Origin of the sequence: Gordonia mangrovi (assembly GCF_024734075.1) — a bacterium.
Classification (GTDB): domain Bacteria; phylum Actinomycetota; class Actinomycetes; order Mycobacteriales; family Mycobacteriaceae; genus Gordonia; species Gordonia mangrovi.
In genome coordinates, this window is the sequence record NZ_CP102850.1 from 5355440 (window position 1) to 5376475 (window position 21036).

At 67.5% G+C, this 21036-nt stretch carries 17 protein-coding genes; 4 read left to right on the forward strand and 13 right to left on the reverse strand.

All coding sequences use genetic code 11. From position 1 onward, the window contains the following. Nucleotides 1-4 precede the first annotated feature (4 nt). The 6 genes from NWF22_RS24340 to NWF22_RS24365 are packed head-to-tail and all read right to left on the reverse strand — an operon-like array spanning nucleotide 5 to nucleotide 5292. A complete protein-coding gene (locus NWF22_RS24340; RefSeq protein ID WP_160901203.1) occupies nucleotides 5-622 on the reverse strand; it encodes a DUF2567 domain-containing protein in 618 nt (205 codons plus the stop codon). Next, nucleotides 619-906: a biotin synthase auxiliary protein BsaP gene (bsaP, locus tag NWF22_RS24345; RefSeq protein ID WP_233751012.1), complete on the reverse strand. Its 288-nt coding sequence runs from the start codon at nucleotides 904-906 to the stop codon at nucleotides 619-621. The genes NWF22_RS24340 and bsaP overlap by 4 nt, the downstream gene beginning before the upstream one ends. 16 nt (nucleotides 907-922) lie before the next feature. Next, nucleotides 923-1963 (reverse strand): biotin synthase BioB, encoded by a 1041-nt coding sequence (gene bioB, locus NWF22_RS24350; RefSeq protein WP_160901202.1) that lies wholly within the window; start codon nucleotides 1961-1963, stop codon nucleotides 923-925. Nucleotides 1964-2022: 59 nt separating this feature from the next. Further along, a complete protein-coding gene (gene bioD / locus NWF22_RS24355) occupies nucleotides 2023-2766 on the reverse strand; it encodes a dethiobiotin synthase (protein ID WP_160901201.1) in 744 nt (247 codons plus the stop codon). Further along, entirely contained in the window at nucleotides 2763-3974 is a 1212-nt protein-coding gene (locus tag NWF22_RS24360) for an 8-amino-7-oxononanoate synthase (RefSeq protein WP_160901200.1), read from the reverse strand. Before NWF22_RS24360 ends, bioD begins: the two co-directional genes overlap by 4 nt. Nucleotides 3975-3981: 7 nt before the next feature. Next, the gene (locus NWF22_RS24365) at nucleotides 3982-5292 is read right to left on the reverse strand and encodes an adenosylmethionine--8-amino-7-oxononanoate transaminase (RefSeq protein WP_160901199.1); all 1311 of its coding nucleotides are present in this window, start codon (nucleotides 5290-5292) and stop codon (nucleotides 3982-3984) included. 137 nt (nucleotides 5293-5429) lie between these two features. Here NWF22_RS24365 and NWF22_RS24370 point away from each other — a divergent pair, with 137 nt between their 5' ends. From NWF22_RS24370 to treY, 4 genes are all read left to right on the forward strand, one after another. Next, nucleotides 5430-6026, forward strand: a complete 597-nt coding sequence (locus NWF22_RS24370) for a TetR family transcriptional regulator (protein WP_160901198.1) — start codon at nucleotides 5430-5432, stop codon at nucleotides 6024-6026. 179 nt (nucleotides 6027-6205) lie between these two features. Then, on the forward strand, nucleotides 6206-8398 hold the full coding sequence (locus NWF22_RS24375; protein ID WP_258321271.1) for an acyltransferase family protein: 2193 nt from the start codon (nucleotides 6206-6208) through the stop codon (nucleotides 8396-8398). A gap of 73 nt (nucleotides 8399-8471) precedes the next feature. Further along, entirely contained in the window at nucleotides 8472-10973 is a 2502-nt protein-coding gene (gene glgX / locus NWF22_RS24380) for a glycogen debranching protein GlgX (RefSeq protein ID WP_160901197.1), read from the forward strand. Nucleotides 10974-10983: 10 nt separating this feature from the next. Then, nucleotides 10984-13323, forward strand: a complete 2340-nt coding sequence (gene treY / locus NWF22_RS24385) for a malto-oligosyltrehalose synthase (RefSeq protein ID WP_160901196.1) — start codon at nucleotides 10984-10986, stop codon at nucleotides 13321-13323. A 31-nt stretch (nucleotides 13324-13354) separates the two neighbouring features. Here treY and NWF22_RS24390 read toward each other — a convergent pair whose 3' ends face one another. Genes NWF22_RS24390 through NWF22_RS24420 form a run of 7 tightly spaced genes read right to left on the reverse strand, consistent with a single transcriptional unit; the run spans nucleotide 13355 to nucleotide 21031 of the window. Then, complete coding sequence (locus tag NWF22_RS24390) at nucleotides 13355-14215, reverse strand: hypothetical protein (protein WP_160901195.1); 861 nt, start codon at nucleotides 14213-14215, stop codon at nucleotides 13355-13357. A gap of 14 nt (nucleotides 14216-14229) precedes the next feature. Continuing rightward, complete coding sequence (locus tag NWF22_RS24395) at nucleotides 14230-15414, reverse strand: MlaD family protein (protein ID WP_202398210.1); 1185 nt, start codon at nucleotides 15412-15414, stop codon at nucleotides 14230-14232. Continuing rightward, entirely contained in the window at nucleotides 15411-16565 is a 1155-nt protein-coding gene (locus NWF22_RS24400; RefSeq protein WP_160901194.1) for an MlaD family protein, read from the reverse strand. The genes NWF22_RS24395 and NWF22_RS24400 overlap by 4 nt, the downstream gene beginning before the upstream one ends. Beyond that, nucleotides 16562-17665 (reverse strand): MCE family protein, encoded by a 1104-nt coding sequence (locus NWF22_RS24405; RefSeq protein WP_160901193.1) that lies wholly within the window; start codon nucleotides 17663-17665, stop codon nucleotides 16562-16564. The genes NWF22_RS24400 and NWF22_RS24405 overlap by 4 nt, the downstream gene beginning before the upstream one ends. Beyond that, nucleotides 17659-18648 (reverse strand): MCE family protein, encoded by a 990-nt coding sequence (locus NWF22_RS24410; RefSeq protein ID WP_160901192.1) that lies wholly within the window; start codon nucleotides 18646-18648, stop codon nucleotides 17659-17661. The genes NWF22_RS24405 and NWF22_RS24410 overlap by 7 nt, the downstream gene beginning before the upstream one ends. Then, nucleotides 18645-19679: an MCE family protein gene (locus tag NWF22_RS24415; protein ID WP_160901191.1), complete on the reverse strand. Its 1035-nt coding sequence runs from the start codon at nucleotides 19677-19679 to the stop codon at nucleotides 18645-18647. Before NWF22_RS24415 ends, NWF22_RS24410 begins: the two co-directional genes overlap by 4 nt. Next, nucleotides 19676-21031, reverse strand: coding sequence for an MlaD family protein (locus NWF22_RS24420; protein ID WP_160901190.1), 1356 nt, complete (start codon nucleotides 21029-21031; stop codon nucleotides 19676-19678). Before NWF22_RS24420 ends, NWF22_RS24415 begins: the two co-directional genes overlap by 4 nt. Nucleotides 21032-21036: the final 5 nt, after the last annotated feature.

Here is a 21036-nt window from a genome sequence, read left to right on the forward strand (position 1 = left end):
CGAATCAGCCCGGCGCAATCGTCGTCGGGAGGTCGCCGACACCGAGGTCGGCGGTGCGGGATGCGAGCGCGGCGCCCAGGTAGACCAGGGCCGCGGACAGCGGCGCGCAGGCGAACAGCACCCACGGACCGCCCACACCCCCACGCACCGCACCGTCGAGCCAGAGGTCGGGCACCACCTCGAAGGTCGCGCCGATGGGCAGGGCGCGCGGGTCGCCGAAACGCCAGTCGGCCACCCAGATGCCGACGACGGCCGCGACCAACGAACCCACCGTGGTGGCGACCGCGAGCACTCCGAAACCCGTTGGGCCGCGCCAAGATCGAGCAGCAGTCCAGCCGATGACCACCGACCCCACGCCGTAGCCGAAGAGCAGCAACGCAAAGGTGCCCACGGCCGCGAACTCCGAACCGAACGCAGTGGCCGGCACGACGGCGGATTCCGCCGACACGACCCGCCCACGCAGAGCCGGGGTCACCACCGCCCACACCGCGCCCAGGACGATCCCCAGCAACACCACGGCGACGGCCACCGCGATGAGCCCGGACACCGAACGCTTGACGGCCCGGGGGCCGATCGATCCGGCGGGCAGGTCGTCGGAGACGACCGGCGCCGGCTCGGTCATCGTTGTCCCAGTTCGGTCGAGTCGACCGTCCCGTGCCGCGAACAGCGCGCGCTCCAGCCATCCGGCCGCACCTGCACCACCATGCGCCGGCCACACTGCCCGCAGAACCTCGGCGGCTCCAGCCCCAGCCGGGCGGCCGCCGGTATCGCGTCGTCCGCCTGGAGTTCCAGTTCGAGTCCGGTGTAGACACCGAATCGGCAGGGCTGCGCGAGCGGGCCGGGCACCTCGAGGGTGGAGTACGAGGGTGATGGCGTCGCCGCCGAACCCGGATTCGTCATCGACATGGTCACCTGTTCGAGCCTAGATGCTGTCGTTGAGTGCCTTGATGGGCATCGACAGATCGCTCAGGAGATCGAGGTCCTCCTCGGCCGGCCGCCCGAGAGTGGTGAGGTAGTTGCCGACGATGACGGCGTTGATGCCACCCAGGATTCCCTGTTTGGCGCCGAGATCACCGAGGGTGATCTCCCGCCCGCCGGCGAAGCGCAGGATGGTGCGCGGCAGCGCCAGACGGAACGCGGCCACCGACTTCAACGCCTCGGACGCCGGGAGGACGTCGAGGTCGCCGAAGGGGGTGCCGGGTCGCGGGTTGAGGAAGTTCAGGGGCACCTCGTCGGGTTCCAGTGCCGCCAGGTCCGAAGCGAATTCGGCCCGCTGCTCGAGGCTCTCGCCCATGCCGAGGATGCCGCCGCAGCACACCTCCATGCCGGCGTCGCGCACCATGCGCAGGGTGTCCCACCGCTCTTCCCAGGAGTGCGTGGTCACCACGTTGGGGAAATGGCTGCGCGCGGTCTCGAGGTTGTGGTTGTAGCGGTGCACGCCCATGTCCTTGAGCTCGTCGACCTGTTCCTGGGTGAGCATGCCCAGGCTGCAGGCGATCTGGATGTCGACCTCGTTGCGGATGGCCTCGATGCCCGCGGCGACCTGGCTGAGCAGTCGCTTGTCCGGACCGCGCACGGCTGCGACGATGCAGAACTCGGTCGCGCCGGTCTTGGCGGTCTGCTTCGCCGCCTCGACCAGCGATGGGATGTCGATCCAGGCGCTACGCACCGGCGAGGCGAACAGGCCCGACTGCGAACAGAAGTGGCAGTCCTCGGGGCAGCCGCCGGTCTTGAGCGAGATGATGCCTTCCACCTCGACCTCCGGGCCGCACCAGCGCATCCGCACGTCGTGTGCGAGCTGCAGCAGCTCGGTGAGGCGGTCGTCACCGAGCTGCAACACCTCGAGCACCTGCGCCTGGTCGAGCGCCCGCCCCTGCTCGAGTACCTGCTCACGGGCGATGGCGAGGATGTCGTCGGCGGTCTGCGACTGGGAAGCGCCGGGGGCGACGGGTGCCTGGGTCATGGGAGAACTCCTTGGTTGGGCTGTGGTTCGGATGTCGGTGTGGTTGCCGTCGGCGGAAATCAGGTTGCTGTCGGCGCGAAGGTGGTTGCCGTCGGCGCGGTGGGGGCGAGTTCTCGGGCCAGCCAGTCCCGGTCGAACCAGGACGGGGCGCGGCGGCTGAACTCCGCCTGTCCGAGGGCACCGGCGCCGGCCGGGATCACCCCCACGACGGGCGTGCCGGTGAGCCGCGGGAGATCGTCTCGGTTGCAGCGCATGGCGAGATCGGGATCGGCCGGCCAGGAACCGATGACCAGACCGGCGACGCGCAGACCGTGGGCGCGGACGGCGCCGACGGTGAGCTCGGCGTGATTGAGGGCCCCGAGACCCGCCGGCACCACCACCACGACAGGTGCGCCGACATCGGCGCACAGGTCGAGCAGTGTGAGATCCGGCGCCAGCCGGACCAGTACTCCGCCGGCACCTTCGATGAAGGTCATCTCATGGGCTCGCGCCAGTCGGTCGACAGCGACGCGCGCGGTGGTGCGATCGAGCGGCGGCATCCCGGACAGCCGCGCAGCGGTCTCCGGCGCGAGTGGATCCGGATACCGCGCGCACTCGGCGGTGGTGACCGCCCCCGCGAGGTTCTCGATCACGGCCAGGTCACCCGGCGCACCGGGGCCGACACCGGTCTGGGCGGGTTTGCATACGGCCGGCGCCAGACCGGCGGCGCGCGCCGAGGCGACCAGCGCTGCGGTGACGACCGTCTTGCCGACGTCGGTGGAGGTGCCCGCCACCGCCAGCAACCGGCCCGACGACGCCGTCACCGCACACCCACGCTGGTCAAGGCGTCGGACACGACCTGCGCGACCCGATCGATCGTCGCGTCATCGAGATCGGCGCGCACGGTGAGCCGCAGCCGCGAGGTGCCCACCGGTACCGACGGGGGACGGAAACACCCGACCAGCACACCCTGCTCACGACAGTGCCCGGCGGCGGCCACGGCGGCATGCGGATCGCCGACGATCAGCGAGACGACAGCCGCCGCGGGCGGCGGTGCGCCGATCGCCCGGGCCAGTCGCGCAGCATTGTCGCGCAGCCGGACCGGCATCGCGGGATCGGCGCGCAGCAGCCGCAGCGCCGCATGCGCCGCGCCCACCGCAGCCGGGGCGAGGCCGGTGTCGAAGATGAAGGTGCGTGCCCGATCGACGAGATGCGACCGCAACTGGTCGGGTCCGAGAACCACACCGCCCTGCGCGCCCATCGACTTCGACAGCACCGTGGTCATGATCAGGTCGGGAGCGCCGGACAGTCCGAGTTCGGCGATGAGGCCACGCCCACCGGGTCCACGCACGCCCAACGCATGCGCCTCGTCCACCAGCAGTGCCGCGCCGCACTCGCGGGCGACGGCATGGAGTTCGGCTATCGGGGCCGGCTCGCCGTCGATGCTGTACACGGAGTCGGTCACCACCAGCGCCCGCTGCTCGGTGCGAGCACGTAGGGCCTCGCGGACGGCCCGGTGATCGCCGCGGTCGGTCACGACGACCCGCGCCCGCGAGAGCCGGCAACCGTCGATGAGCGATGCATGGGTACCGGTGTCACTGACGATCAGGTCACCGCGCCCGGCCAGTGCGGTGATGGCGCCGACGTTGGCCAGGTACCCCGACGAGAAGGCCAGCGCGGACGGGAATCCGAGGAAGTCGGCGAGGTCGTTCTCGAGTTCGACGTGGGCCTCGGTGGTCCCGACCACCAACCGAGAGGCGGTGGCACCGGCCCCCCAGTGCGCCAGCGCCGCCTGACCACCGGCGATGACGTCGGGGTGCGCGCACAGCCCGAGATAGTCGTTGGAGGCGAGATCGACCATGGGACTGTCGGTACGCCGGACGACGGGCTCCCGATGCAGCCCGGCGGCGCGCAGTCGCGCCGCCTCCTCGGCGAGCCAGCCGAGCGCGACCTGCCCGTCGGCGGGCGTCGCGACGCTCGGCTCGGCGTCCACGGCTGCGATACCGGTGGCAGTGACTTCGGTGGTGGTCATCAGATCCTCATTCCCGGGCGAGACCTGCGGACAGGGCGAGGTCGACGGACAGGCACGCCTCGACGGCGGCACGCACACCACCGCAGATGGTGGCGATGTCGTCGTCGGTGCAGATGAACGGCGGCATCACGTAGACGTTGTTGCGGAAGGGCCGCAGCCAGACCCCGGCGTCGATGGCCGCGGCCGTGGCGGCGCCCATGTCGACGGGGCGGTCGAGTTCGACGACGCCGATCGCGCCACGGACCCGGACCTCGGCGACGCCCGACCTGCCTGCGAGGTCGCCGAGGCCCTCGCGCAGACCGGACTCGATGGATGCCACCCGGGCACGCCAATCGGAGGCCAGCAACGCCTCGACGGATGCAACGGCGACAGCACAGGCGAGCGGGTTGGCCATGAAGGTCGGTCCGTGGGCGAGCCCGCCCGCCTCCCCGGCACTGATCACCTCGGCGATCTCGGTGGTACACATGGTGGCCGCCAGTGTCAGGTAGCCGCCGGTCAACGCCTTGCCCAGACACATGATGTCGGGGGTCACGTCGGCGTGGTGGGCAGCGAACAGTTCGCCGGTGCGCCCGAATCCGGTGGCGATCTCGTCGAAGATCAGCAGCACACCCTCCCGATCGCAGATCCGCCGCAGTTCGCTCAGATATCGCGGATCGTGGAATCGCATGCCACCGGCACCCTGGACGACGGGCTCGACGATGACGGCCGCGAGTTGTTCGCGGTGCTCGTTGATCGCCGACTCGAGGACCGCGACGTACTTCTCGTCGAAGTCGCGCGGCGGCGGCGGCACGAACACCTGCTCGGTGAGGACGTCGGACCACATCGCGTGCATGCCGCCCTCGGGATCGCACACACTCATCGGTGCGAACGTGTCACCGTGGTAGCCGCCACGCCAGGTCAGCATCCGGGTGCGTCGGTGTTCGCCGCGACTGCGCCAGTACTGTACGGCCATCTTGACCGCCACCTCCACCGACACCGACCCGGAGTCACTGAAGAAGACCTTGCGCAGGTCGGCCGGGGTGATCTCGACAAGCAGCTGGGCCAGTCGCGCTGCGGGCTCGTGGGTCAGACCGCCGAACATCACGTGCGACATCGAGGCAGCCTGCTCGGCGAGCGCCGCGTCGAGTACCGGATGCCGGTATCCGTGGATGGCCGCCCACCAGGAACTCATCCCGTCGACCACCCGCCGACCGTCGGCCAGTTCGATCCGCACCCCCTGCGCCCCACGCACGACGATCGGCGCCACTGCCGCCGGCATCGCGCCGTACGGATGCCAGATGTGCTCGGCATCGATCCGGCTGATCGTGGCCTCGTCCACGCCTTGACCATCCTCACGGTTCTGCCGACGCGCGCGGACGCGCCCGGTACGGTGGCCCTGAACGGTGTACAGGACCAAATCTTCCTGGACACTGTACAGGCTTTCCTGGACGGCGTACAGGCGCTTATCCTGGGCCGGTGAGCAACAGTCGTGCCGACGTCCTGCGGGCGGCCCGGGACATCCTCACCGAACACAGCCTGGCCGACCTGTCGATGCGGCGGCTGGCCGCCGACCTCGGCGTCCGCCCGAACGCCCTGTACTGGCACTTCCCCAACAAGCAGACCCTGCTGGCCGCGCTGTCGGACGACATCCTCGGACAGATCCCGCCGGCGCCGGACGCCCTCGGATGGGACGAGCGTCTCGCGCATCTCGCAACGGGCCTGCGCGCGGCGCTACTCGACGTACCCGACAGCGCCGAGATCGTGTCGTCGAGCTGGGCCAGCGGTCTGTCGGCCCGGACCATCGCGGCGCAGCTGGCGTTTGTCGCACACGAGGGGGGACTGTCCGACCGAGATGCCCAGGCTGTCGCCACGGCCGTGTGTCAGCTGACCATCGGGCTGACGATCGAGGAACAGACCCGGTCCCAGATGGAACGACTGCAGGTGCTCGGTCCGTCGGGACGCGACTTCACCGGAGAGTTCCTCGACGGACTGAGCGTGATCCTCGACGGCGCCCGGCTGCGCGCCGAACGTCTGTCCGCGACCACCGGCGCGCGGCAGGGTAAAGAAAAGTAAAGGTCAGCCCCGGTGCGACACTCGCGTCGGCACGCCGCGCCGAATCGGGATCTCCCGGCCACGGCATGTAAATTGCTGAGCGGACCTACGGCTCGTACCACGTGGTGACCACCGGCCGGGTCCGTTTGCGCCGACCCGGCCGTGATGGCCAACCGAGTAGAGAAAGACGCACCCAGGTAGTGGCAGCCCCCGCCCATACCGCCACCCCGGCCAGTCCGGCACCGGCGGACAACGTGCCCGCGTACCGCACCGACCTCGACGGTCTGCGCGGCATCGCGATCGCTCTGGTCGCCTGCTTCCACATCTGGTTCGGCCGGGTCTCCGGCGGTGTGGATGTGTTCCTGGCCCTGTCCGGCTACTTCTTCCTCGGCTCGCTACTGCGGCACGCCATCCACAGCCAGTCCGCACACGTCACGCTCCGAGACACCATCAACCCGTGGCCGCGCCTCAAACGGTTGTTGCGCCGCCTGATCCCGGCACTGTTCACAGTGCTGATCGCGGTCGCGGTCCTGACGGTCATCGTGATCCCGCAGACACGCTGGGTGAGCATCGGACGCGAACTCATTGCCAGCGCGCTCTACTACCAGAACTGGCATCTGGCCTTCAATTCCCAGGATTATCTGGCCGCGAGTTCGGCGAACAGCCCGTTGCAGCACATCTGGTCGATGTCGGTGCAGGGCCAGTTCTTCCTGCTCACCCTGCTGGTCGCGCTCGCGTTCGCTTCTGTCATCAAAGTGGGTGCGCGATTCCTCGCGCCGGTGGCCGAACCACGGGTGCTCCGCGTGCTCGTCGGGGTGGCCGTGCTGGCGGTGGCGCTGGTGTCGTTCTACTGGGCGCACATGCGGATGGGGGTCAACCAGCAGTTCAACTACTACGACACCTTCTCCCGCGTCTGGGAGCCGCTCGCCGGTGGACTGCTCGCGATCTGGCTACCGAGCTGGCGGGTGCCGCGGTGGATTCGGACGGTTGCCGCGGTCGTCGCGCTGACCCTCATCGTGACCTGTGGCTGGTGGATCGACGGCGTGAACGCCTATCCGGGGCCGTGGGCGCTGGTCCCGGTCGGCTCGACGCTGCTGATCATCTGGGCGGGGGCGACCGCGCTGGAGCGCCCGCGGCCGGGCGCCGACGGCCCACAGGGGTTACCCCCGGTCAACCGCATGCTCGCCAGCCGGTGGCCGGTGTGGCTGGGCAGCATCGCCTACGCGCTGTACCTGTGGCACTGGCCGCTGCTGATCTTCTACCTGACCTGGCGGGGCAAGAACCATGCGAGCGTGCTCGAAGGTGTCGGGCTGCTCGCGGTGTCGATCGGCCTGGCCTGGCTCACCAAGCGCTACATCGAGGATCCGCTGCGCGGTGGTCGAGCCGAACCCGCACATGCGCGCCGCGACGGTCGGCTGCGCTGGCTCACCTACACCTCGGTGGTGACATCGATCCTGGTGGTCGGCACGCTGGTGACCGGCATCGGCATCAAGGTCTGGGACCGCCACGTGTCCACCATGGTGGTGGACACCAAGAACCTGGACCCGCGCACCTACCCGGGGGCCCGCGCGCTACTGGAGGGGTGGCCGGTCCCCGCGGTCGACCCGCAGCCGTCGCCGCTGATGGTCACGCAGGACTTCCCGGAGACCTCCACCGACGGATACATGAGCAACTTCGAGGACCCCGCGATCCACGTCGGCGTCTACGGTGACCCGACCGCCACCGAGACCATCGCCCTGATCGGCGGGTCGCACGCCGAGATGTGGATCTCGGCGCTCGACGAACTCGGCCGACGGAACCACTTCAAGGTCACGACGTACCTCAAGATGGGCTGCCCCATGTCCACCGAACTGGTCCCGAAGCAGGACGGCGTGCCCTACCCGCAATGCCACGACTGGGTGATGCGAGTGATGGACAAGGTCATCGCCGACAACCCCACTGCGGTGTTCACCAACTCGACCCGACCGCGCGACTACCAGCCCGGGGACTGGGTGCCGCCCACCTACCCGCCCATCTTCGACGAGTTCCTGGATGCCGGCATCGAGGTGTTCGGCATCCGCGACACGCCGTGGCCGCACAACGCCAAGGGGTTGATCGACACGCCGACGTGCCTGGCCGACGGCGGTACCGCGACCAGCTGCGCCACCCGGCGCAGTGTCGCCCTCGCTCCCGAGGACCCGGCCCGGGCCCTGGCCGCCACCCGCCCGGACTTCCATGCCCTCGACCTCTCCGACGGAGTGTGTGACGACGAACTGTGTCCCGCGATCGTGGGCAACATCGTGGTCTACAAGGATTGGCACCATCTCAGCGCCACCTATGTGCGCAGCCTCACCGATGAGCTGGGACGGCAGATGGCCGAGGCCGCACCGTGGACGGGTCCGCCCGCGCCGTGAGAGTCGCCGACACCACACCGGCGCCCGGTCGCTCCGAGATGTACGGCCGACGGTTCGCGGCTAGTGTCATCTCATGGAATCGCCGAAGGCCGAGATGACCCCGTCGCCGGCCCCCGACGCGGATCAACGGGACACACCTGATCCCGCGGAGATGGTCGACATCCCCGCCCCGGACACCTGGCCGCCCACCACCACGGAGTCGGCACCTTTCGTCGTCTGGCCCGGGAACGCCTACCCGCTGGGCGCCACCTATGACGGTGTGGGAACCAACTTCTCACTCTTCTCCGAGATCGCGACCGCGGTCGATCTCTGCCTGATCGACGCCTCGGGAGTCGAGCAACGCATCCGTCTCGAAGAGGTCGACGGGTATTGCTGGCACTGCTATCTCCCCAACATCGGTCCAGGGCAGTTCTACGGATTCCGCGTACACGGCCCATACGACCCCGCCCACGGCTTGCGCTGCGACCCGAGCAAGCTGCTCCTCGACCCCTACGGCAAAGCCTTCCACGGAGATTTCGACGGCAACCCGGCGTTGTTCTCGTACGCGATGGCCGATCCCGCCGACAACACCTCGGACGCCGAGCAACCCACCGACGAACAGGTCGATGATGCGGCGCCCACGGACGCGGCGGCCCCGGGCACGCACGAGGCCGACGACGCCGCCGACGAGGCGCCGGACACCGGCGTGGACGCGACAACACCGGACGACCGCAGCCCCGCCCAGACCGATCCGGTCCGGGCCACCGCCGGCGAACCGAGTCCCGCGGTGACCGGTACCGCCACCCCGAGTGTGCCGATGGCGTCGTCGCATCCCACCGACATGCCGCAACTGGACTCGCTCGGCCACACCATGGTCTCGGTGGTCATCAATCCGTACTTCGACTGGCAGAACGATCGACAGCCGCGCCATCCCTACCACCAGACGGTCATCTACGAGGCGCACGTCAAGGGCATGACCGCCACCCATCCCGACGTCCCCGAACACCTGCGCGGCACCTACGCCGGCCTGTGCCACCCGGTCATCATCGAGCACCTGAAATCCCTGGGCATCACCGCCATCGAACTGATGCCGGTGCACCAGTTCATGCAGGACTTCGTCCTGAGAGACAAGGGACTGCGAAACTACTGGGGCTACAACACGTTCGGCTTCCTCGCGCCGCACCTGGAGTACGCCTCACAGCCCGAGCAGCCGGCGTCTGCGGTGACCGAGTTCAAGGCCATGGTGCGCGAGTTCCACCGCGCCGGCATCGAGGTGATCCTCGACGTCGTCTACAACCACACCGCCGAGGGCAACCACCTGGGACCCACGATCTCGTTCCGCGGCATCGACAACGCCGCCTATTACCGTCTCGTGGACGGTAATCCCGAGATGTACATGGACTACACCGGAACGGGCAACAGCCTCAACGGACGCCATCCGCACACCCTGCAGTTGATCATGGACTCGTTGCGCTACTGGGTACTCGAGATGCATGTCGACGGCTTCCGTTTCGACCTCGCCTCGACCCTCGCCCGCGAACTCCATGACGTGGACCGGCTGTCGGCGTTCTTCGACCTGGTGCAACAGGATCCGGTGGTCAGCCAGGTGAAGCTGATCGCCGAGCCCTGGGATGTCGGCGAGGGCGGCTACCAGGTCGGCAATTTCCCGCCACTGTGGACGGAATGGAACGGCAAGTACCGCGACACGGTCCGCGACTACTGGCGCGGGGAACCGGCCACACTCGGTGAGTTCGCCTCCCGACTCACCGGGTCCTCGGACCTCTACGAGGCCACCGGTCGACGTCCGTTGGCCAGTATCAACTTCGTGATCGCCCACGATGGCTTCACGCTGCGGGATCTGGTGTCCTACAACGAGAAACACAACGCAGCCAACGGCGAGGACAACCGCGACGGAGAAAGTCACAACCGCTCGTGGAACTGTGGGGTGGAGGGGCCGACCGACGACCCGGACGTCCTCGCGCTACGCGGCCGCCAGCAACGCAACATCCTGGCGACGTTGTTCCTGTCCCAGGGCACGCCCATGCTGGCCCACGGCGACGAACTCGGGCGCACCCAGCAGGGCAACAACAACGTGTACTGCCAGGATTCGGAATTGGCCTGGATGGATTGGGCGTTGGCCGAGAAGAACGCCGACCTGCTCGATTTCACCCGCAAGGCGATCAACCTGCGCACCCGCCACCCCGTGTTCCGCCGACGGCGCTTCTTCGCCGGCAAGCCGATCCGGTGGGGCCACCAAGCCCTCGACATCGTCTGGCTGACCCCCGCCGGGCAGGAGATGACGGCCGAGGACTGGGACAGCGGGTTCGGCCGCAGCCTCGCGGTGTACTTCAACGGCGACGGCATCGGCGAGCCCGATGAGCGCGGCGAGAAGATCGTCGACGACAGTTTCGTCATCTGTTTCAATGCCCACGACGGTGACATCGACTTCACCCTGCCACCGTCATCGTGGGGGCTGGAATGGGTCGGGGAACTCGACACCACACATCCGACCGGTGACAGCGACCTGACGGCCACCGCCCACTCCACGGTGACCGTCGGCGCGCGCTCCGTACTGGTCCTGCGCAGGGTGGCGTGAGTCGACGGCGATGACCACTCCCTCGCCTCTCGGGGTCGGCGGACTGCGTGAACCCGTGGCCACCTACCGGGTCCAGCTCACACCTGATTTCGGTTTCGCCGAGGTCATCGGGATCCTCGACCATCTCGTGTCCCTCGGGGTCAGTCATCTCTATCTGTCCCCGATCGGAAGGGCCACGGCCGGATCGACCCACGGTTACGACTGGGTGCCGCCGCCGGTGGTGGCACCGGAGCTCGGTGGTCTCGACGGGCTGCGTGAACTGCGCAGTGCGGCACGTGCGGTGGGACTCGGACTGATCGTCGACATCGTCCCCAATCACACCGGGGTCGCCGACGTCACGCAGAACCCGTGGTTCGGCGATCTGCTGCGCTACGGTTCCGCCTCCCGCTACGCCTCGTGGTTCGATGTGGACTTCTCCAGCGACAACGGGGCCGACGGCAAGATCGCGCTGCCCGTCCTCGCGGCCGACGGGGACCTGTCCCCGCTCGCCGTGACCGACGGTCATCTGCGCTACTACGACCACGTCTTCCCCGTCACACCGGGGTCGGCCACCTCCGGCGATCCGATCGCGGTGCACGAGCGCCAGCACTACCGCCTGGTGCCCTGGGACAGCGGCCTGATCGGCTACCGCAGGTTCTTCACCGTCAACGAACTCGCCGGGCTGCGGCAGGAGGAACCGGCGGTCTACAGCGCGACTCACGGATGGCTGCTCGACCTGGTGGATGAGGACCTGATCGACGGTGTGCGCGTGGATCATCCCGACGGGCTCTGGGATCCGCAGTCGTATCTGCGCAGACTGCGCAGTGACCTCGGCGAGCGTCGACTGCTCTACATCGAGAAGATCCTGGCCGCCGACGAACCGCTGGAACCGACGCTGCCGGTGGACGGCACGACCGGCTACGATCAGCTGCGCATCATCGACGGGGTGTTCACCGCACCGAGCGGGATCGTCGAACTCGGCGAGATCCATGAACGATTGACCGGGCAGCCCGGGGACGGCGACTGGCTGCATCATGCCGAGCGAACGCGCAAGCTGACCACGCTGCGTGAGATGTTTCCCACCGAACACCGCCGGCTGGTGCGGGCGATCACCCACTCCGACCCGTCTGCGGACGCGGCAGCCGTTGCCGAGGCCACTGCCGAACTCATCGCCGACCTCGGCGTCTACCGCGCCGACTATCCGTCGCTGCGCGCCCGGCTCGAGCGGGTGGCTTCGGCCATCGCCGTGCGGATTCCGCGTCTCGCGCCGGCGCTGGATCTCGTGATCCGCACCACCGCGAGTCCGGGTGCGGCGACCTCGCGGTTGGCGCAGACCTGTGGTGCGGTGACCGCGAAGAGCGTCGAGGACAGCCTCTTCTATCGCACGGCCCGGCTGGTGTCGGCGCAGGAGGTGGGCGGTGATCCGGCCGATCCCACGGTGAGTGTGCGGGAGTTCCACGCCCACAACCTCCACCGCAACCGCGAGTGGCCGTGGGCGATGACGGCAACCTCCACCCACGACACGAAACGCGGCGAAGATGTGCGCGCCCGCATCGCGGTGCTGTCCCAGGTACCCGAACGCTGGTCGATGGTGGTCGACACGCTTTGGCGATCGACTCCGCCGCCCGACGATCTCACCGGATACTTTCTGCTGCAGAACATCATCGGGGTATGGCCCGTCGACGGCTCCGTGGACGACACTTTGCGTACCCGCATCACCGAGTACGCGACCAAGGCGGCCCGGGAATCCGGGCTGCGTACCACCTGGACCGAGGTCGACGACGACTTCGAATCCGCACTCGCCGCCTGGATCGCCGCGATCACCACCGGCGAAGCGGCACAGAAGATCTCGGCGCTGGTCGCCGAGATCGCCGCGAGCTGGCGGACGGAGGCGTTGGGCCGCAAGCTGATCGCACTGCTCGGACCCGGCGTCGGGGACATCTATCAGGGCACTCAGTGGTGGGACGACTCACTGGTGGACCCGGACAATCGCCGTCCGGTCGATCACGACCGACCGACGGAACATCCGAAGGCTCAGTTGATCCGGGCGGCGCTGGGGGTCCGCACCCGCCATGCCGCAGCGTTCGGCGCCGGTAGCGACTACACCCCGCTCCATGCCGACGGACGGGGAGCCGACCACGTGATCGCTTTCGCGCGCGGTGCCGGAGGTCGCGCCGAGGTGGTCGTGGTCGCGACCCGTCTCACCCACAGCCTGTCCGAGGCAGGCGGCAAGACGACAAACCTCACCCTTCCCGCCGGCAGGTGGCTCGACGCGCTCGCGCCCGACCACGAGATCGCCGGCGCCGAACCCGTCGCGCTGTCCGAGATCACCGCATTCCACGGCGTCGGGCTGCTGGCCCGAGCCGACTGAATCCCCGGCCCCCGCTCCGGTCGACGCGACGTCAGCCGCCTGGGGCGGGCGAGGGGGCCGGTGCCGCCGGTTCCTGCGGCGTGCCGTTCGCGCCGCCCTGCTCCTCGCCGATACCGGCCTGCGCGCCACTGAGTTCGGAGACCAGCCATCGACCGTCCTCCTCGCGGAGATCGAGCCACAACAGCATCAGACTCTTGCCGCCCTCGGGCGCGATCGCACTTTTCCCGCTGACCTCCATCAGCACCGCCGTGCGAGCGGAGTCGGTGTCGAAGGTCTCCACCGACACCGACTTCACCGTCGACTGGGCATCCTGCAGGTTGAGTTGCTCGACGGCCTCGGCGGTGTCGGACTGTTGCTGTTCGAGATGCTCACGGAACTCACCGGTCGACAACGGGCCGAGCAGCTCTTTCATGCTGCCGACGCCGTCCTTGGTCATCGTGCCGACGAGCTTCGTCACGAACTCCTCGGAGGCGGCCTTGCTGGCGTCGAACGCGTCGAGTCGCTGCCGCTCCTGGTAGTAGCCCCAGCCGAGCAGGGCCACCCCCACGACGGCCGCTATCGCCACCACGGCCGCGAGCACCTTCGTCAGGCCCGCAGTGGTGAAGGTGAGCGAGATCTGACGGGGTTGCGACGACTTCTGACCCGACGAACCGGACACTGCCGCGCCGGACACTGCCGCGCCGGGCGCGGTGTCGGTCTCCGGGCTCTCGCGGCGCGCCGGGTCCGACGAACCCGAACCGGCCGAGCGATTGCGGGCCGCCTTGGTCCGCGGTCGTGGGGTGGGCGCAGCGGCCTCGGCATCACCGGAATCGGTATCCGGCGCGGTCGCCCCGGTGGTGTCCTCTCCGGTGGTGTTCTCAGCGTCGTCGGTCGGCTTGTCCTGCTCGGTCATCCCTACTCTTCACGTCATTTGTCGAGCGGCACGGTCCGCGCGTTCGGATCGAAATTCGGCGGCGGACCGGCGGTGTCGTCACCAGGTGGGCGCGGCGCATTCGCCGAGCCACGGATCTGCTGATTCGGATCTTCAGTGACACAGTACAGATTGGTCGGGACGCTGAGTTCCAGGATCTTGGTCGGGCGCACCGGCGTCACTGCGTAGTTGCAGCTGGGCCGCGGATAAACCGAACCGAACGCCCACCATGCACCGTCGTGGAACATGCTCAGACTCTTGACACTGGCGTCCCGGATCGACGGCAGTAGATTGGCGATCGCCGGCGCGCGTAAGGCGCCCTGGCGCGCGATGTCGACCAACTGCTGCATGACATCGGTGATCGGGTCGCGGATCTGGTTCATCGAACCGGTCAGACTCGTCAGCTGCGTCGGCCCCCGATCGAGCAACAACCGCAACTCCTTGTCGGCGGCCACGGCGGCGTTGACGATCGTGCTCATCGAGTCGACCGTGGTACCCAGGTCGGGCTGGATGTCGGCAGTCGTCTTCAGGATGGTGCCGGTGTCCGAGATCAGTTTCGTGGTCTGCGGCAGCACCCGGGCCAGGTCGGCGAAGATCGTTCCGCCGGAGACGAACAGCGACTGGAGGACGTTGTCACCGGTCCCGTCCGCCCCGAGCCCGACCTCCAGGTTGTCGATCGCCGACCGCAACTCCACCGGGTCGATCTGATCGACGACGTTCAGCGTCAACTCGAGGGTCTGCGGGAACGGGGCGGTGACACGGGTCTGATTGATGTCGATCTCATCACCGTTCACGAAGTACGGGCCGTCGGCGGTGGCCGGCTGGAAGTCCACGTACTGCTCACCGGCAGCGGACAGGCCGAGCGCGGCCACCACGGCGTTGCGATTGATCTGCACGTCCTCGGCGATCTCCACCGTGACGTCCACCGATTCGGGCTGCACGCGGATCTGTTGCACGTCACCGATCCGGGCTCCGCGCAGCGTGACCCCCGAGGTCTCCTGCAATCCGCCGGAGTTCGGGAAATGCACGGTCAGCTGGTAGGTGCCCCGGAACGGGTCCCAGCGCAACGCACCGAACGACAGATATGCCAGACCCACCAGCATCACCAGGATCAAGCCGATGTTGCCGACCACGATCGAGTGTTTGCGCACCCAGGTGATCGGACCGGTCACCGCGCTCATCCGCAGCACCCCTTCGTTCCGCTCAGACGTGCCAACAATCGGGTCAGCGTCTGCTGCAACGACTCCGACGCCGAGTCGACGTCTTCGAGTTCGGGCAGCCGCGTTGCCGCGTCGAATCCCACACCAGGGTTGAGGTAGTACACCTTCGACGACAACGCCGCCGCACTGCCCGGCGTGGCCTGCACCCATTTCGGGGTGAGGACGGCCAGGTTGTCGGCGAGCGGGCCGAGTGTCTTGGCACCTTCGCGCAGACCGGCCAGCGCCGTGTTCAGATTCGCCAACAACTCGACGAGGTTGTCGCCGTCGGAGTTCAGGAAGTCGTTGGTCGCCGCGGTGACCTGATTGGTCTTGTCCAGGGTGGTCAGGATCTGGCCGATCTGGCCGTTCACCGCGTCCACGGCCGGCCCGAGTTTGTTGATCGATGCCATGATCTGGGCGCGACCGGCCGCGAGCTGACCGGTCAGCACCTGGGTGGCGCGCATCGATTCGTCGACGCGGGCCGCATTCTCGTTGAATTTGGTGATCGCCGTGGTGAGTTCCTCGATCGACCCCGACAGCGCGTCCGGGTTCGGCGAGACCGCGTAGCTCAGTTCGGTGAGGATCACCGTCAGCGAGTTGAGGGAGCCGCTGTCGACGACGCCCGCGGTGCTGACCAGCAGGTCTTCGACGGTCGCCGCCGCCGACGTGGGGCCGGTGAGCGTGTCCCCGTCGCCGAGATAGCCCTCCGGTGTCCCCGGCGGCGGCAGCAACGCGACGAACACGTCGCCGAGCGGGGTGGCCTGCCGTAGTTCGGCGCCGGTACCGACCGGAAGTTGCGTCGCGGCGCCGACCTGCATGGTGACGATCGCGGTGTAGTTCTCCGCCTCGATCTCCGACACCTGCCCCACGTTCATGCCGTTGAGTTTCACCTTCGCTCGGGTCGGCAGATTCAGCGCATTGTCGAAATCGGCGGTCAGCTCGATCGAATCGCCGATCCCGCCGGGTGCGGGTAGCGGGATCTGCTCGACGGTGAGACCCGGCACCACGCCGCATCCCGACATCGCCAGCATCGCGGCGGCGGTGACCGCCACCACCCAACGACGGCCGGGTCGCCGCCGGCGACGCGCACCGCGCACGGCCCGGTAGGGGCGCACCTGCTCGCGGCCGGTCATTTCGTCAGCTCCAGCATCGCCGAGAACACCCCGAGGTCGGGACCGAAGTCCTTGAGTTGACCGGTACGGCAACCGTTCTTCTGCAGGTTGATCGCCTGGCAGAACGTGGAGACCAACTCGGTGTCGATCAGCGACTTGTCGAGCAGAACCTGCGCGCGCCACGCCCCCTGCTCGGCCGAGACCGAGTTGCTGAGGTTCTGGAACAACAGCGGCGCGAGGTCGATGGTCTCGACCACCTGCCGGGAGAAGTCGCTCAGGTTGGCGGTCAGCGCGGCGAGCCGGCCCGTCGACGAACTGATCGTGCCGGAGTTGTTCTGCAGGAAGACCGACGTGTTCTCCAGCACGGCGTTGACGTCGGCCAAGGTGGCCTGGAGCCCGGGCGCTTGTCTGCGTAGCATGACCGCCACGTCATTGATGGAGTTGGAGAACGCGGTCATCTTCGGATAGTTGTCCACCAGCGTCGTGGTGAGCGCCTGGACCGTCCGGATGATGTCGACGAGTGCATCCCCGTTGCCCGAGGCCACCTCGGCGGCCTGGCCGAGCTCGTCGAGGGCCACCCGCATCCGCTCGCCGTTGCCGCTGGTGATACCCGAGGTGATGTCGATCATGTCGGCGATCGGTCCCTCCCCCGGCGCGTCACCTGACAGCGATGCCATCAGTCGGTCGATCGAATCGAACAACTCACCCACCGACACCGGACTCTTGGTTTCGGCGATGACCCCTCCGTCGGTGAGCTCGGGCCCCTCGGTGTAGGCCGGCGACAGCTCGATGTGCCGCGTCGTCACGATGGAGGTGTTCACGATGGCCGCGGTCGCATCTGCGGGCACGGGAACATCCTTGTCGACGGTGAAGGTCACCTTCACCCGACTGCCCTGTTCCTGCACCGATGTCACCTGGCCCACCGGCATACCCAGCACAGCGACGTCGTTGCCTTCGTAGAGGCCGGACACGTCATCGAAGTACGCGACGGCCTCGATCGCCGATCCGAATGCGGCGTTCCAGGACGCCGGGATCAGCGAACACCCCGACAACCCGAGCACGGCGAACAACGAGACGCCGGTGAGCGCCAGCGAACGGCGCATTCTGTGGCCTCTCAGCATCCGTCCACCACCCGCGCCGCACACAGCCAGTTGTCCGGGAAGATGCCCCACGGCAGATATCCGTTCGCGTAGGGCCCGTCACCCATGGTGTTGTTGGTGACGCGAGCTGTCACCGGCAGGATCTCCAGCATCTTGCGGAGGTTCTCGCGGTTCTTCTCCAGCCCCTGCGTCATCGTGTTGAGGTTGGCCATGATCGGCGCGAACTGATTGCCGTTCTCCTGCGCCACCGCGCGTGCCTGCTCGGTGAGCTCGGCGATTCCGTCGAGCATCCGGGTCACCAATGCCTCACGCGCAGCGATCTTCTCGGCCAACTGCTGGCCCTGTCCGACGATGATCGACAACTGTGCCTGGCTGTCGTCGACGATCGCGGTCACCTTCTCGGTGTCGGCGACCAACTGATTGATCTGGTCGCGACGGTTCGTGATGATCTTCGACATCGCCGTCAGGGAGTCGAGAGTCGGTTTGGTCACCGCCGGCGCTCCCGCCAATTGCCGGTTCAGCGTCCGGATGCTTTCGGACAGTTCCACATCGTCGATGCCGGCGATGATCGGTGTCCCCTCCTCGATCGTCTGCTGCAGGTCATAGGGCACCCGGGTATCGGTGATCCGGTCACCGTCGAGGAGCTCGGGTGAATCACCCAGCGACACATCGACGTAGCGTTGTCCGAGCAGTGTCGACATCTTGATTTCCGCCGATCCGTTGGCGGTGACGTCGACGTCGCGATCCACCTTCATCGTGACATCGACCTGATTGCCGGCGAGTTCGGTGTCACTGACCTCGCCGACGTCGATACCCGCCACCCGAACCTTGTCCCCGGGACGAATCCCGCCGGCCTGGGCGAACTCGCCCACGTAGGTCTTCTGGCCGAGGTGGGCCTGCGCGAGCCCCACCACCCCGAGGATCAACAACACGATCACCACAGCGCCGATCGCCCCGTACCACATGCGCCGGTTCTCACCGAAATGGTTGCGCCACCTACTCATCGGCACACCTCCGAGTGTTGGGTCCCGCCGATCTTGTTGATGATCCCCGGAGGGAACAGAACGTCACCGATGGCGATGTCGAGATCGCAGGCGTAGATGTTCAGATATGCGCCCTGTCCCTGCACGAGCGGGAAATGGCCGAGGAAGATCGGCAACTGACGAGCCATGTTGTCGAGTTTCGCGCCGTTGCTGATGAGCGTGTCGGTGGCGGCGCGCGCGTTGCTCGCGGCGGCAGACAACGACGAGCGGCTCTGCGCCAGCACATCCCCGAAACCGGTTGCGGTCTCCCCGATCTGCGACACAGACTGACCGAAAGCGGCCGAGTTGGTGTTGAGGTTCTCGATGAGTGTGCCGATGCTGTCGATCACCGTGCTCACCTGGTTCCCCTGCAACGAGAGATCACGCATCACACCGCTGAGGTTGTCGATGATCGCGCCGATCACCGCGTCGCGGTTGGCCATGTCTTCGGCCACCTTCCCGACTTCGGCAACGGTGTAGCTCAACGAGACGGCATTTCCCTGGAAGGCCTGGACCAGGCCCTCCGACAGTGCATTCACCTGGTCGGGATCGAGCGTCTCGAAGACGGGCTGGAAACCGGCGAGCAGTTTGGTGACGTCGAAAGAATCCTCCGACGGTTGCTGCAGGGTCGCACCGGGGGCCAACGGTGTGCTGGGCTCGTCGGGCACCAGGGTCAGCGACACATACCGTTGGCCGATCAGGTTCTGATATCGGATGGCAGCCTTGGTGTTGGTGAACACCGTCTGGTCGGTCTGCACCTCGAAGGTGACGCGGGCACGCCCGTCGTCCAACGAGAGGCCGGACACCCGACCGACCCGGACCCCCGCCATGCGGACATCGTCGCCGGAGGCCAGCCCGGATGCGTCGTTGAAATAGGTGGTGTACGACTCGGTCTCTCCCGGTAGCGCTCGTTCGAGGGTGGAATAGATGATGTAGGTCAACAGCACCGCGATGACTGCGAAGATCGAGAAACCGATGAGCGGCTTGCGGATACTGGATTGGCCGTGACTCATCGGTCGCCTCCCTCGCCCTGGTCGGATTCACCCCGGTCGGATTCACCCTGCCCAGCTCCGCCCGGCTCGATGGTCGAGGACTGCACGAGGGGCCCGAGCATCAAGGTGTCGGCGGTGGTCGGTTGGCGCTTCAACGCCTCGGCCAGGGTCAGGTTGTCCGACGAGGTGCTCACCGCGCCGAAGGTCTGGGCGGCGCGGCGCATCCCGTCGGAGGGATAGATCAGCAATGGTCCCGAACTCGTCGGTCCGGTACCGGTGCCCGGGCCCACACAGTTCGGTCCCCGCATGGTGCCGTACTTGCCCGCGTTGTAGACCGGGCAGTTCTGCCGGGTGTAGCGCTGGAAGGCACCGAAGTTCACGCCGATGTTGAGCTGGGGATGACCGTTGACACCGGTGAATACGGTCAGCACCCGCGCGGCGAGGTTGTTGAGTGCCTCGAGGCCCTGCGGGAGCGACTCCGGCTCCAGCACGGCGGCGCCGATGGTGCGGTTGAGATCGCGGACGACCGTCTTGCCACTGTCCCCGTTGGCGGCGAACAGCGCCTGTGTCTCGTCGAGCAGGCCCTGACCTGCCGAGAGCATCGCAGTGAGGTCCTGCTGCTTCTCGGCGATGGTCATCGCCGGGATGACGCTGCGACCCAGGGTGTCCAACAATTCCGGCGTCGACTCCGACAGTCCGCGTACTGCGTTGTCGAAGTTGTCGAATCCGCCGGGGGCACCGGGCGGGAACTGGGCGTTGATGGTCTTCCAGTAGTTGTCGAGCAGCGGCACGAACGCACCGAAGATCGCACCGCCGCCCTCGAGGGCATCGGCGATGACCCCGAGTACCGACGCGAGATCCTCCGGCGGCACCGCGCGCAGCAAGATACGCAGTTCGTTCTGTGCGTCCTGGAGTTTCAGCGTGGGCAGCGATTCATCGGCGGGGATGACATCTCCGGACGTCAGGTGCTCGGAACTCACCTCGGCCGGACGCACCAACTGCACCGAGTTGACGCCGAACAGGTTGGCCGGCACCGTGCGCGCCGTGACGTTGGCGGGAATACCCTCGGCCTGGGCGGGGTCGATGTCGATGTCGACATTCTTGTACTGGAGGTTGCCCGGGCCGACCTCGTCGCTGAGTTCGATCGATTTCACCGATCCGACGATCAGCCCGTTGTAGCGGACGTCGGCCTGGGTGATCAGTCCGTCGCCGACGTCGGTGAGTTTCGCGGTGACCGGAACGGTGGAGGTGAACACACCCTGATACCGCATGAACAGCAGCGTGAACAGGATCAGCAGCGCCACCAGAAACGCGACTCCGCGCAGGATGTACTGCACCAGCGAGGGATTGCGGCCATCGGTGTCGATTTGCATCGGTC